Below are 13,158 nucleotides of genomic sequence, written 5' to 3'. Positions count from 1 at the left end.
AGTTAATGCTGTATCTAATTATTTTAATTTTATTAATTATCTTTTTCGCTGCTGGCTGTCGCGTTGTGCCCCAGAATAATGAAGGATTAATCGAAACCCTCGGCAAATATTCGAAAACAGTAAAAGCCGGTTTTGTTTTCATTATTCCGTTAATTCAAAAAATGCGTCGTGTCTCATTAGCAATGTTCCCAGCTGAAATTTCTAAATATTCAATTATTACGAAAGATAATGCTGAAATTACGACGAGCCTCACCCTTAATTATTTGGTAACTGATTCATACAAATATTTTTACAACAATACTGATTCAGTTAAGTCAATGGTTGAGCTAATTCGTGGTCATTTACGTGATATTATCGGCCGCATGGACCTGAACGAAGCCTTAGGATCTACTAGCAAAATTAACACTCAACTAGCTGAGGCAATTGGTGATTTAACCGATATTTATGGTATCCGCGTTGTTCGAGTAAACATTGACGAGCTTTTGCCTAGTCCCGAAATTCAAAAGGCTATGGATAAACAATTGACAGCTGACCGTGAGAAAATTGCAGCAATTGAAAAGGCTGAAGGTGAAGCAAAAAATATTGAATTAACCACAAAAGCTAAAAATGATGCCTTAATTGCAACAGCTAAAGCCAACGCTGAAGCTGTTAAAACCAAAGCTGATGCTGAAGCTTACCGCATTAACCAAGTCCAAGCTAGTTTGGCTAATGCTAGTGAAGGCTACTTCAGAAATCAAAGTCTTGACAGTTTCAATCAACTAGCTGCAGGGCCTAATAACCTCATCGTTGTCAACAAAGATGAGATTAGCGAACTAGGAAAAATTCCTGCAGCTGCTAAAGTTTGGCACCACGCAGAAGAAAAATAATTTTAAATAAAAAAAGCACTTCAGAGTTTAATCTACTCAGGAAGTGCTTTTTTTGTTTAATTATTTAACAAACTGCTCATGACCTTGATCAAAAATAGTAAATCTAAATTGCGATCCCTCACCCAATTTAGACTCAACACTAATTTGACCGCCATGTTGCTTAATAAGTGAAGATACGATTGCTAAGCCCAGGCCAGATTCACCAGTGCCACCAAGTCGAGCTCGTGAAGGATCAGCCTTGAAGAAACGTTCAAAGATATATTTCATTTGTTCTTGATTCATCCCAATTCCATTGTCTCTAACCGTTATTTCTGTTCCATGATTAACTCTGTGACCACCAATAACAATCTTGCCATGATGAGTAAATTGAATTGCGTTTTGTACGAGATTAACTATAATTTGCGTAAAACGATCACGATCTGCATAAATTGGTAATTCTTTAGGAACTGCAAGTATGAGTTCATCTGTTGACTTAACAGCATTTTGCTTTAATTGGATACAAATATCTTCTAGTTCCTTAGAAGCATTGAACTTAGTCTTCGTTAAAGTAATTTGATTATTTCTAATTTTCTCATAATCCAAATTTTCATTAACTAACCGAATTAATCGCCTAGTTTCTCGCCGCATCAATGCAATTGACTTAGGTTTAGATTCTTCTGGAATTGCATCATATTGCAAGCCCTCTAAAATACCATTAATTGTCGTTAATGGCGTACGCATTTCGTGCGCAGCATCAGCCATAAACTGATCCCGTCGCTTTTCCTGCAGCTTAATTTCCTGATTGGATTTCTTTAGCGCCCGCACCATTTGGTTAAAACTAGCAACCAGCTGATCAATTTCATCATTGCCTTTATGCTTTAATTGAACATTAAAATTTCCCGATTGTACCTTTTTAGTTGCTCGTGATAATTTATTAATTTTACTCGTTGAATAATATGACAAAATCATACTAAGAATCAAACCAACAATTAAGGCAACAATCAAGGCATTAATTATTTGCTTTTTGGCTGTAACGATTGGCTGTTCAACAACTTTAACTCGTGAGCCCAGCCAAATTGCCCCAATTATTTTATGATTATTCATCCAAGGGACCAATACGCCAGTGAAATCATCCTTGGTTGGTCCCAAGTACGTATGTGTATCATTATTATTTTTAACCCGAATTTCTTGCCCCTGACGCAAGACCTGATAAACATCATCAGCTAAATGTAATTTTCGTTTATCTTCTGGATAAATCTGCATCCCACGATCATTAAAAATGCGTAAGTGAAGGTCATCGCTACGCAAAATAAACTGCAACTGATTCAAAAATTCCGAATTAAGCATGACTGTGCCATCTTGATTATCAGTATCTGCCAAATCGCCTAAAGAATTAGCATAATCTTCCATACGCCGATAATTTTGTGAATAAGCTTGCTGCGTCACACAGTTAATTTGCGCATAACCAACAATTGAAACAATAGTTATAATAATCAATAAAAAGCTAAGCATATGTTGATAAATCAGTTTCATTTTTGGACCTGAGAATCATCAAATTTATAGCCAACTCCCCACACGGTTTGAATAACGTTAGCTCCAACTTTTTCTAATTTTTGCCGCAATTTTTTAATATGAGCATCAACCGTGCGCTCTTCGCCAAAGTAATCATAGCCCCAAACTGATTCAAGTAATTGACTACGTGAAAAAACTTGATGCGGCTTTTGGGCCATTGTATACAACAAATCAAATTCTTTAGGTGTTATATTAGCAACTTGTTGGTCATCAAACAAAACTTCTCGACGGGCTTTTGAAATTTTAATATGTGTTGTTACAACATCAAAAGCAGGTTCATTTACCTGCTTTTTTGACTGTTTTTGACTATCTTCCATCATAATTCGGCGGTGTAATGCCTTAATTCGAGCAATCAGGGCTAATGGACTAAAAGGCTTTGACACGTAATCATCAGCACCAACGCCTAAACCTAAAATTTGGTCAGCCTCACTATCACGTGCCGTTAACATAATAATCGGAACAGTAGGCGAAATTACCCTAACTTCTTTTGCAACTTCAATGCCATCTTTTTTAGGTAAATTAAGGTCCAATGTAATTAAATCATATTTACCTGGATTTGCCGCAAACATCTTAACAGCTTCTTCGCCATCAACTGCAACGTCCTGTTGCCAACCTTCTTTTGCAAAAAACATGCCCATCATTTCAGCAACAGAATTATCATCTTCAACCATTAAAATTTTCATTTTCGATCCCTGAATCCCTTAGTTCTTTCGTGCTTTACCTGATCAGGATCTACATAATCAGGCGGTAGTTCATTTCGTTTAAGCAAAAAACTTTTTAAACTTTTCTCTGTTGCCATAATTGGAAACAAAATAAAGAAATAGAAAGTAAGTAACCAAACCATAAAATAGCGATCCCAGTTTAAAAAATGAATACCAATTCCTATTAGTAATTGGATCATTCCAAAAACAATAAAATAACAGCTTGCCCATTTTTGAGCAAAGTGAAAACTTGCACGGTTAACTTGAGCCAAGTATGAAAAATAACCATAAAGTCGATTAGGCTTATTAGCTGGTGCAATTAGCCATAAAATTCCAATAACTACAAGAATTGCACCACAAGCGATATAAATCATACTTTTTCCTTTCTATCTTCCTATAAAACTTTAATCTTGATTTCCGGGAGCAGATATTACTGTTTTCATTCTACCAAGGAATTTAAAATTCTTCACCTGATTTGGCATAATAAAATTAGTTCCACATTTCAAAGTATATGTTTGGTCAGTAATTTGCAACTTTCCTACCCCTGAAATTACTGAAACTAGTAGATATGGATGTTTATTGAGACTTGTTTGCCATTGACCATCTAAATCAATTTGCCACAAATAAAAATGGGGTGATAACGGCGGTGCAACCAATGTTTTAATAACTGCATCTTGCTCTCTCTTAGTTTGCAAATCAAGTTTAGGATCAATATGCGGCACAGTAGTAACATCAATTGACTTTTGTGTATGCAGCTCCCGTTTCTGACCTGTATGATCATCAATTCGATCATAATCGTACAAGCGGTATGTTACATCACTAGATTGCTGCGTCTCAATTACCATAATTCCTTTTGTCAAAGCATGAATTGTTCCAGATGGTACATAGAAAAAGTCACCAGCTTTAACTGGAACTTTACGCAATAATCTATCCCATTCACCGTTATGAATCATAGCAGCTAATTCTTCTCGCGTTTTAGCGGTGTGACCATAAATCAAATATGAACCTGGATCTGCCTGTAATACGTACCAGCTTTCGGTCTTGCCACTATCATTTTCAACTTTTGCAGCATACGCATCATCTGGATGAACTTGAACGGATAAGTTATCATTAGCATCTAAAAATTTAACCAATAACGGAAACTCTTTTGTCTTAGGCTTGCCAAATAGTTCAGGATATTCATGATAAACAGTACGCAAACTTTTACCTTTAAGTGGTCCCGTGCTAACTGTTGACGCATCATCCTTATAGCCAGAAATAATCCATGCTTCACCGACTTTACCATCAGGAATATCATAATCAAAAATTGTCTTTAGCTTACGCCCACCCCAAATTTTAGGTCTAAAATATGGCGTTAAAAAAATTGGTTTCATTAATATCACCTCATGTTTAGTTTAAACTTTTAACCGCTAAAATAGAAACTATTTTTAAAATAACAAAGTATATTAATAAAATCTTGAATAGCCATACATATATAAAAATTATAAGTAATAGTTTAGCCTTAAAATATTTTATTATTAGAATAATAGCAGAATTAATTACTAATTATAGAATATTCTGCTCTACTTAATTTCAAACAAAAAAAGGAACTCTATATAATAGAGTTCCTTAATATAATTAAAAAATATCTTATAAAATCTAATTATTACAAGACTTTTTAATTATTTAAGCAAACCATCAAAGCTATTAAATATAGTCTTAAAGAAATCAAGAATATATTCAACAATTTTTGAAATAAAGTCTTTCATTGTACTACCTTCTTTCATTACTATACATACAGGTTATATAACCTATGTATATTATAGCACATTATTTTTTATTTACAGTATTTTTTTAATTAATACATAAATTAGTTTAAACTACAAAGCTTAGCTGTTTTACTCGCTATTTAATAAAAATATTTTTGTTTTAATAAATTAAATAATAAACTTTTTTAAATACAATAACCTATAATTATGAGCATGATAACAAAATATTTGCTTCGTTCGACGCGATTCTCTGATAAAGTCTTTGTTTATTATTTATATTTATAAAATAATATTATTAGTTAAATTTAATGGTTTATTACATAATAGCTAGCAGAATTAACATTTATCTTAACCAAAGTTGTTCTAACTAATTTTAACTACAACTAGTAAACAATTAGCTATCTTTCATCTTTTTATAGACTGACTTCAAAATAAGCCTTTTTAGCTGCCTGTTCAATTAACTTTATTCCAGAACCATTACCTCCGATGTCGTGATAATCATGTTTTACCACGTCGATTGTTAAGGCATAGTCATTATATTTGCGTTTAATTCCATTACCACTCATAACGAGACAACTTTTGGATTCCTTCGTAAAATCAAAGTCTTCTTTATTAATTTCTGCATCATGTCTTTTTATTTCTATATTTAAATTGTAATTTGAAACAAAAAATATATTTTTTATGATTTTACTTTCAAAAAAGCGCTTTTTTAATATATAATTATATTTATATAAGAAAATAGCAAGTTTTAGACTTAGGAAACATGCATGTAATAGCTGAAAACAACATTAGCTCAAATAACACGTATGAGTTACAGTACTGTATCTTCTTGGCTTCAAGGCATTAATTATTCAAGAATTGATAAAATAGAACTGATGACTAATTATTTCGGTATTTCTAAAGTTGATCTTGTAGAAAATCACAAAACTATACCTAATTTTGCTGTCAAAATAGATCCTGATGATCTTCGTCAAGTCCTCTTGTATGGGTACAATTGCTTGTGGAACTCCCATATTGGCAGAACAAAATATTGATGGGTATGTACCAATGTATTTTGTTAATCATCCTAAGGACGATACAATTTTTGCTTTGCGGTGCAAGGGGGCACTCAATGGAACCGACACTTAATTCTGGCGATACTGTCTTTATTAAGCAGCAGCCCACAGTTGAGGACGGCGAAATTACCGCAGTCTTAGTAGATGACAATGAAGAAGCTACTCTAAAGCGTGTTAAACATATGGGCAAGCAGATCTTATTAATGCCTGATAATACTGACTACAGCCCTATTCTTTTAAACAAAGAAAATCCAGGTAGAATTTTAGGTAAAGTTATTGAATCAAGACGGAGGTTTTAATTATTATGTCCACAAAGCCAGTGACACTAAACCTACGGCAATATTTTATTGAAGGAGCTAATAATAATGGCTAAGGAAATTAAAGATGAAAATGGAAATACATATGTGCAAAAGAAACCGTGGTATAAACGCTTTTGGGTTTGGCTTTTAATAGTTGTTGTTGCATTGTTTCTTATTGGTGGAATGTCTTCTGGTTCAGATGATGATTCAAATTCGAGTAAATCAGCTTCAGATTCTTCAAATACCAGCAAATCTAGCAAAACAAATGATTCTAAGCCTTCTGTAGAAAAGAATACAGCTAAAGCTGTAACCTTAGGTGCAGGAACGTATAAAGTTGGTAGAGATATTAAACCTGGTAGATATACAATTCAACCTGTTTCAGGTAGTGGGAATTTGCAATCTGATAATGAATCAAATGATGAAGAAATCAATGTTATAGCTGGTACATCCGTAGACAATGATGAAGGACAAGTAACTTCATATACAGCTGATTTAACAAAAGACGAAAAAATAAAGATTGATGGAATCGAATCAACAAAGTTTATTCCTACTCCTAACAAACGTTCTTTTCAAACCACTCTAAGTGCAGGAAACTGGGTTGTAGGTAAAGATATTAAACCTGGACGTTATTTGATCACAGCAGTAGAAGGTAGTGGAAATATTTCTTCGGATAACGGTGAAGATGATATTAATGAGATACTTGGTACCGAAGCTGATAAGGATTCAGGTCAAGTAACAAAAATTTCCGCTGACTTAACTAATGGTGAAGTATTAAATACTGATTTACAGTCAATTAAATTAACTGCAAAATAAATAAAACAATCCATTAAAAACTCCGTCAGCAAACTTAGTTTTTAATGGATTATCGAAATACTACGCTATTAATGCGTTTAATTTATTTTAACACAAAAGAAGGAGGTTTTAATCATGGCTAAAAAGAATTGTGGTATTTGTGGTAGAGAATTAGGCCCTTGGGATAATAAGCACATCGTAAAAAATGGTGTGATTTGCTATCCATGTTTTAACAAAGGTAATTTTTATGGTGGTGCTAATCAAGCACACATGAATAAGTTTCTAAACAATCAAACTATTGCAGAAGTTAAAGAATTAATTAATGATCCAGTAAAGTTAGAAGCTATCAAAAGAAAAGTTGCTCCTGTAAGTCATCGCTTTCATCAGCCTATAGCACAATGTTCATTTTGCGGTAAAGATATTTACAAAGTTGATGAACCTTTGAAATTCAAAGATTCTACCTACATCTGTATGGATTGTGCAGCTAAGAATAAAGCTGCTAAAGCACATGGTTGGGCTTCTGAACATACGATTGATGATTTTAAAAAATACATTAACCAAGGTAAAGATTTTTCTGATATCTCTTTAGAAATAGATAAGCAGAACGAAAAACAAGAATCAAAATCACAAGATAAAACAAACAAATGTGGTATTTGCGGTAAAGAACTAGGCTTTTGGAGTATTGAGCATCCTATAAAAGATGGCGTAATTTGCGACAGCTGCTTCGAAAAAGGTAACTTTTATAAAGATACTGATCCTAAAAAAATACGTGAATTTTTACAAACTAAAACTGCCACAGAAATTCAAAGTCTAATTAATAATCTAGAAGAATTACAAAATGTTAAAAAGAAAGTTGCCCCTACCCCTAAAAAGCACAGTTTTCCACCTATAGCAAAATGTTCACTTTGCGATCAGGATATTTATCGTAGTGATTTTTCTTTAAAATTTAAAGACTCTTCCTATATTTGCGCAGATTGCAGATACAAATATAAATTTTCAGCAATCAATAAACCTATTAACTGGGCTTCTAAACATACAATTAATGATTTGAAATTATACATTGATCAAGGCAAAGATTTTACTGATATTGAATTCGATATGGATCAACAAAGACAAAAAGAGCAAGCAGAGAAAGAGCATCAAAAGCAAATAAAACAAGCAGAGAAAGAGCATCAAAAGCAAATAAAGCAAGCAGAGAAAGAGCACCAAAAGCAAATAAAGCAGGCCGCAAAGCAAAAACGCAAGCAAGAACAGGCGGAATTAAAGGCAGAATCTGTTTGGTATGGTGCCTATCGTTTCAATCTTAAAAAGAAAAAAATTTATACTAATACAGCGTTTCATGGTTTAGAATTTCGTGCAGATGCCGATGACATCGTTTCATATCACGTCAATGAAAAAGGTCATGACAGAACTAAGCACCACACAATTACTCGCGCTGCTGTTGGTGCAATCATTGCTGGCACACCTGGTGCCATTATTGCAGGTACCACTGGCGGCAAAATGAATGAATATATCGATGAGCTAGGCGTAATTATTAACCTAGCTGATGGTAGCAGTATTGATGTTGAGCTCTTAAACGCTAAAGATAATAAGGCAGACGGCTTTTTTGTTAGACATGCATATTCAGATTTAAACCATGTCATTGCAATTTTAGATAGTTGGCAAGCACAGAAACCGGAAAGTCCTGCTGCGCCAACTGACGTTCCAACAGAAATACGCAGATACAAAAATCTATTAGATGACCACCTCATTACCCAAGAAGAATACGATGCAAAGAAGAAGCAATTATTAGATCTGTAAACAAAAAAATCGATTAAGAACTCAGCTACCACACATTATTCTTAATCGATCCCCAAATACTGCATAGGGATACTATGCCCTTTTGGATAGGAATATTTTAACATAAATTAAGTAGGGTTTAAATTATGCTAAAAAGAGATTCCCATATCAAAGATTACACTATTAACAAGGGAGAATGAAAAAAGAAAAATTAATAGGGACTATAGGAGTTGGCATAACAAATACTGATGTGTCAGTACACAATTTTGCATGGTAAAGCAAGCACGTGAAGTTAAAGTTGTTAAGACCGTACAAATTAGCAAAATCAAAAAGAAGCCTCAATAAATCAAGGCTTCTTTTACACACAATGGAGATGAGGGGAATTGAACCCCTGTCCAAACGCATCCCGTCACTGACCTCTACGATCATAGTTATATTACTTGAACTTCGCTAGTCCAAAACGCCATATAACAGGGCTAGGATGAACTAGCTAACCTGCTTAGGACTCTTTTTAACTATTCAGATGAGGTAGTTAAACGTAACTCACTAATTTGATACCTATTACTAGACGTGAGTAATCCAGCACTAGGCAAGGCATTATGCTTAAATTAAGCAGCTAATGCGTAAGAATTTTCTTTATTTGCAGTTAAAGTTCTGTGACGTTTTAATGTAGACGTGACCTACAAATCGCAGTCAATGCGAATCTACGCCTGTCGAATCCCAAAACATCCCCTTGAGACCCTCTAATTATAGCATAATTCACATCGACATACGATCAATAAAGTTCAATTAATTAATTCAAGTGAGCTAAACGAACAACATCACGTTCAATCATCAATTCTTCATCAGTTGGGATAATCATTGCCTTAACTTTTGATCCGTCTTTAGAGATGAATTTCTCACCATTAGACTTGTTAGCTTCAAAGTCTGGATCCAAACCGATAAATTCAAATGCCTTCATGACGTTTTCACGAACACTACTGTCATGTTCACCAACACCGGCAGTAAAGATAATTGCGTCAACGCCGCTCATTTCAGCAACATATGAACCAACATATTGGATTACCCGGTCAACAAAAATATCACGAGCAAGACTAGCCTTAGAGTCAGTATTATTTTCTAAATCACGCATGTCTGAAGAAATTTCAGAAATTCCAAGCAAACCAGATTTATCATTTAGAATATTAATCATCTGGTTAATATCAATCTGATCTTTATTCATAATGTACTGCAAAACAGATGGATCAACATCACCTGAACGTGTACCCATTGTAATACCCGCAAGCGGTGTAAAGCCCATTGAAGTATCATATGACTTGCCATCCTTAACAGCAGTAATTGAAGCACCTGAGCCCAAATGACAAACAATTAATTTCAAATCTTTAGCATCTTTGCCAAGCATCTGTGCTGCACGCCCAACAATATAACGAACTGAAGTACCATGAGCACCATATTTACGAACACCATATTTTTCGTAATATTTATAAGGAATTGAGTACATATAATGTACTGGATCTAAAGTTTGGTGGAATGAAGTATCAAATACGCCGATTTCTGGTACACCAGGCAGTAATTTCATAAAAGCTTCTATGCCCTTACCTTCTGCTGGATTATGTAACGGAGCATATTCCTTTAAATCATAAACTTTTTGCAATTTTTCTTCGTCAATAATGGCAGAATCAGTAAATTCTTCACCACCAGCAACAATTCTATGACCAACACCAACAATTTCACTTAAATCAGCAATTACTTGATATTCTTTCAGTGCCTTAAGAAGTAAGTTAACAGCTGTTTCTTGATCAGGAATTGCAATTTCTTCTTTATGCTTTTCACCATTAGCTAATTCAATTTCAAATGATGAGCCAGCAATACCAACACGGTCAGCAAGACCTTCAGCTAAAACTTTCTCTTCTGGCAAAGCGAATAACTTATATTTAAAAGAAGAACTCCCTGAGTTGATTGCTAAAACTTTTTTCATAAACAAAACTCCTCCATACATATAACTTTTGATTTTCACAAATTAATGAATGTTATTAGTATACCACTCATTTAGCTTAACATTAAGCTTAATTAGGTCTTCTTGCTTTTTAAGTGAGTCTAACTTTGTGAGAAGAACTTCACTATTTGTAACTTGTTCACCATGATTTTGAAAGACCAAAACAGATTTTTGATTAAATTTATTCTGAAACATACTATCTGGTAATTCAACAATTGCCCGAATGCAAACCTTCTCTGTAAGCCATGGCATAAAGTCTGCGCCCACTTTTCCAGCAAGAATTGATTTAGGAACAACAAGAAAAGCATAACCTGCTGGCTCCAAATTCTTAATAATTTGTTCAATAAGTAAAAGATGAGCAAATGAGTGCCCTTTTTCTGCTTTTGTTGCAAAATTAGCAGCATTTTCATCAAGCGGATAATACCCCACTGGCAAATCACTAATCACGACATCTGGCTTAGCAATTAACCATGGACTCAGTGCATCTTGGCAATATAAATCAATCTTTAAATTATTTAAGTGCGCACTAATATCAGCAAAATTAAGCATTTCTTCATCATTATCAATTCCAGCCAATTGATAATCCAATTTAGAATGATTAGCACTCTTAAGCTGATTGATCACTGCATAGAGTAAATTCCCACTGCCAATTGCTGGATCAACAAATGCTAACTCTTTTTTAGGCAATAATTTCTGCGCAATCATTGCAATAATCGTGGCGATTGCTGGCGGCGTTGGCATTTGGTTAGCATCAAGATCAGCTTCATTAATTGCCTTAAGCGTCAAATAGGTAAAAATTTGAACTTTTACTTTTTGCGATAGAGCATCATAATTCAGAGCAGCATATTTTTGACTTAACTTAGCAACTGTTTCTTTATCCGGTGCTCCCATTTCCACCTTGATTTTACCATTTTCAAGGTTATCAAAAGTTTCGGTCAAAGCTTCACCAAAGGACACATTTAAAGCAGTTTGCAAGCACTTAACACAAGCTAAAAATTCATTAAACAATTTTTCGATTTTATCCATGTTCATTCCCCTATCTTTAACTATTTTAATGGATAGTGGGCACGCAACGCAAGAAAATCAATTATCAATTAAATATTCAATTAATAATAAGTCACTTTCAATACTGTCATGATAAACTGCCTGATAAATTTGTAAAAATAGTAAGCACGTTGTTAACACCAAGACACTACTTAATAATGTACTAGCCTTTACTTTTAGTTTTCTTAGTCTTCCCTTCATTAAGAGCCTTCTTTTCTGGTCGCTTATCTACTTTAAAATATAATTCAGATTGACGATCGTCTGCTTCTGTGACATTGATTTTAACCTGCTGATCACTAATACTAAACTGAGCCCGCTTGACATCAAGTAATAATGGCATATGTCCACCTAAATTTGTTGTTGCGCGAATCATATTTTTATAAAAATTCAGATTATAAATTTTATCCTCACCTGTTTTATCAATTTTCCTTAGTGCAACTTGTTTAGAATTAGAATATTCAGGTACGATATAAATAATCTTGGTATTATCATCATGCAAAAAACGGTTAAACTGTACGTAAGCAAAAACCACATTGTCAGTTCGATGCTCCGTTTTATTAGTTGTCGCAATACTCTTTAATAAATTTTGCAGTGTAATAACCACAAATAAGGTAATTAAAACTGAAAAAATAGCTTCACTCAATAAAAAGCCGTTACTTCTTAACGACATACGTTTTTTGATCAGTTTCATCATAGACACCATTCGTTCCTACAGGATGATACATGCGATTGTGTACCAATATTTTTTCTAAGTTATTGGTTTTCATTACGTGCCAAGCATATGCACGATCCGTCCGCAATTCGATTTTTTGTTCAGTTGTTCTTGTTCCTCCCACAATTAACACCAGCAAACTAATACCCATAATTGCCAAAGTCAAGGCAACCATACTTTCAGCCAATAAAAAGCCTTTCACTTTAGTCATCACTTTCAATTGCCCGCCCCCACAGCATCTGTAAGCGTAGTTTTCTAGAATGCTTAGCATTATTAATCGTTATTGTTTGCGGTGAAAGTGAGCCGTCATTCTTAATTTGCAAAACTTTCATACTAGAAATTTTAATTCTAGAATCTAAATGCACTAAGCGGGCATATTCTGGTCCCCTAAAATTGAGTTCATTTGTACCCGGTCGCCAATTAATTTTTATGGCAGTATGCCTAATCGTACAAATCCGCGCCGCTTGCTCAATTGAACTTTTTACTTCTCTAACAGTATTATCCAAAATCAATTGCTCGCGATATTCCTTAATTTCAATCGTTCCTAGTAACACTAAGCTAATTGAAATTATTAGCGTAATTATCATTTCAATTACAGTAAAACCCATAAGTCTA

At 34.1% G+C, this 13,158-nt stretch carries 14 protein-coding genes and 1 other RNA gene; 4 read left to right on the top strand and 11 right to left on the bottom strand.

What is annotated here, in order from left to right:
- The first annotated feature begins 5 nt into the window (after positions 1-5).
- Positions 6-866, top strand: a complete 861-nt coding sequence (locus tag OZY43_RS03460; protein ID WP_277165991.1) for an SPFH domain-containing protein — start codon at positions 6-8, stop codon at positions 864-866.
- A 60-nt stretch (positions 867-926) separates the two neighbouring features.
- Here the strand turns inward: OZY43_RS03460 and OZY43_RS03455 are convergent, their stop codons facing one another.
- The 5 genes from OZY43_RS03455 to OZY43_RS03435 all read right to left on the bottom strand — a co-directional run bounded on the left by OZY43_RS03455 (position 927) and on the right by OZY43_RS03435 (position 5,432).
- Complete coding sequence (locus OZY43_RS03455) at positions 927-2,378, bottom strand: HAMP domain-containing sensor histidine kinase (RefSeq protein WP_277165989.1); 1,452 nt, start codon at positions 2,376-2,378, stop codon at positions 927-929.
- Positions 2,375-3,100: a response regulator transcription factor gene (locus tag OZY43_RS03450; RefSeq protein WP_277165987.1), complete on the bottom strand. Its 726-nt coding sequence runs from the start codon at positions 3,098-3,100 to the stop codon at positions 2,375-2,377. Before OZY43_RS03450 ends, OZY43_RS03455 begins: the two co-directional genes overlap by 4 nt.
- Positions 3,097-3,492, bottom strand: coding sequence for an SdpI family protein (locus OZY43_RS03445; protein WP_277165985.1), 396 nt, complete (start codon positions 3,490-3,492; stop codon positions 3,097-3,099). Before OZY43_RS03445 ends, OZY43_RS03450 begins: the two co-directional genes overlap by 4 nt.
- 30 nt (positions 3,493-3,522) lie before the next feature.
- Positions 3,523-4,491, bottom strand: coding sequence for a mannose-6-phosphate isomerase, class I (gene manA / locus OZY43_RS03440; RefSeq protein WP_277165983.1), 969 nt, complete (start codon positions 4,489-4,491; stop codon positions 3,523-3,525).
- Between the two features lie 788 nt (positions 4,492-5,279).
- The gene (locus tag OZY43_RS03435) at positions 5,280-5,432 is read right to left on the bottom strand and encodes a hypothetical protein (RefSeq protein WP_277165982.1); all 153 of its coding nucleotides are present in this window, start codon (positions 5,430-5,432) and stop codon (positions 5,280-5,282) included.
- Positions 5,433-5,950: 518 nt separating this feature from the next.
- Between OZY43_RS03435 and OZY43_RS03430 the strand changes: the two genes are divergently transcribed.
- From OZY43_RS03430 to OZY43_RS03420, 3 genes are all read left to right on the top strand, one after another.
- The gene (locus tag OZY43_RS03430; RefSeq protein ID WP_348535302.1) at positions 5,951-6,220 is read left to right on the top strand and encodes a S24 family peptidase; all 270 of its coding nucleotides are present in this window, start codon (positions 5,951-5,953) and stop codon (positions 6,218-6,220) included.
- Positions 6,221-6,286: 66 nt separating this feature from the next.
- Positions 6,287-7,033 (top strand): hypothetical protein, encoded by a 747-nt coding sequence (locus tag OZY43_RS03425; protein WP_277165978.1) that lies wholly within the window; start codon positions 6,287-6,289, stop codon positions 7,031-7,033.
- A 114-nt stretch (positions 7,034-7,147) separates the two neighbouring features.
- Positions 7,148-8,812 (top strand): DUF4428 domain-containing protein, encoded by a 1,665-nt coding sequence (locus OZY43_RS03420; RefSeq protein ID WP_277165976.1) that lies wholly within the window; start codon positions 7,148-7,150, stop codon positions 8,810-8,812.
- Between the two features lie 344 nt (positions 8,813-9,156).
- Here the strand turns inward: OZY43_RS03420 and ssrA are convergent.
- The 6 genes from ssrA to OZY43_RS03390 all read right to left on the bottom strand — a co-directional run bounded on the left by ssrA (position 9,157) and on the right by OZY43_RS03390 (position 13,151).
- Positions 9,157-9,524, bottom strand: a transfer-messenger RNA (tmRNA) gene (gene ssrA, locus OZY43_RS03415).
- Positions 9,525-9,584: 60 nt separating this feature from the next.
- A complete protein-coding gene (locus OZY43_RS03410; RefSeq protein WP_277165974.1) occupies positions 9,585-10,769 on the bottom strand; it encodes an acetate kinase in 1,185 nt (394 codons plus the stop codon).
- A 42-nt stretch (positions 10,770-10,811) separates the two neighbouring features.
- The gene (locus OZY43_RS03405; RefSeq protein WP_277165972.1) at positions 10,812-11,813 is read right to left on the bottom strand and encodes a class I SAM-dependent methyltransferase; all 1,002 of its coding nucleotides are present in this window, start codon (positions 11,811-11,813) and stop codon (positions 10,812-10,814) included.
- 181 nt (positions 11,814-11,994) lie between these two features.
- Positions 11,995-12,525: a ComGF family competence protein gene (locus tag OZY43_RS03400; RefSeq protein ID WP_277165970.1), complete on the bottom strand. Its 531-nt coding sequence runs from the start codon at positions 12,523-12,525 to the stop codon at positions 11,995-11,997.
- Positions 12,485-12,754, bottom strand: a complete 270-nt coding sequence (locus OZY43_RS03395) for a hypothetical protein (protein WP_277165968.1) — start codon at positions 12,752-12,754, stop codon at positions 12,485-12,487. The genes OZY43_RS03400 and OZY43_RS03395 overlap by 41 nt, the downstream gene beginning before the upstream one ends.
- Complete coding sequence (locus OZY43_RS03390; protein ID WP_277165967.1) at positions 12,747-13,151, bottom strand: Prepilin-type cleavage/methylation protein; 405 nt, start codon at positions 13,149-13,151, stop codon at positions 12,747-12,749. Before OZY43_RS03390 ends, OZY43_RS03395 begins: the two co-directional genes overlap by 8 nt.
- Positions 13,152-13,158 lie beyond the last annotated feature (7 nt).

The sequence above is a fragment of the Lactobacillus sp. ESL0785 genome (assembly GCF_029395455.1).
Taxonomy (GTDB): domain Bacteria; phylum Bacillota; class Bacilli; order Lactobacillales; family Lactobacillaceae; genus Lactobacillus.
This window is presented reverse-complemented; position numbering and strand designations above follow the sequence as displayed.

Coding starts and splice junctions, on each gene's coding strand:
- OZY43_RS03460 (WP_277165991.1), top strand. CDS start 6: ATGCTGTATCTAATTATTTTAATTTTATTAATTATCTTTTTCGCTGCT.
- OZY43_RS03455 (WP_277165989.1), bottom strand. CDS start 2,378: ATGAAACTGATTTATCAACATATGCTTAGCTTTTTATTGATTATTATA.
- OZY43_RS03450 (WP_277165987.1), bottom strand. CDS start 3,100: ATGAAAATTTTAATGGTTGAAGATGATAATTCTGTTGCTGAAATGATG.
- OZY43_RS03445 (WP_277165985.1), bottom strand. CDS start 3,492: ATGATTTATATCGCTTGTGGTGCAATTCTTGTAGTTATTGGAATTTTA.
- manA (WP_277165983.1), bottom strand. CDS start 4,491: ATGAAACCAATTTTTTTAACGCCATATTTTAGACCTAAAATTTGGGGT.
- OZY43_RS03435 (WP_277165982.1), bottom strand. CDS start 5,432: ATGAGTGGTAATGGAATTAAACGCAAATATAATGACTATGCCTTAACA.
- OZY43_RS03425 (WP_277165978.1), top strand. CDS start 6,287: ATGGCTAAGGAAATTAAAGATGAAAATGGAAATACATATGTGCAAAAG.
- OZY43_RS03420 (WP_277165976.1), top strand. CDS start 7,148: ATGGCTAAAAAGAATTGTGGTATTTGTGGTAGAGAATTAGGCCCTTGG.
- OZY43_RS03410 (WP_277165974.1), bottom strand. CDS start 10,769: ATGAAAAAAGTTTTAGCAATCAACTCAGGGAGTTCTTCTTTTAAATAT.
- OZY43_RS03405 (WP_277165972.1), bottom strand. CDS start 11,813: ATGGATAAAATCGAAAAATTGTTTAATGAATTTTTAGCTTGTGTTAAG.
- OZY43_RS03400 (WP_277165970.1), bottom strand. CDS start 12,525: ATGATGAAACTGATCAAAAAACGTATGTCGTTAAGAAGTAACGGCTTT.
- OZY43_RS03395 (WP_277165968.1), bottom strand. CDS start 12,754: ATGACTAAAGTGAAAGGCTTTTTATTGGCTGAAAGTATGGTTGCCTTG.
- OZY43_RS03390 (WP_277165967.1), bottom strand. CDS start 13,151: ATGGGTTTTACTGTAATTGAAATGATAATTACGCTAATAATTTCAATT.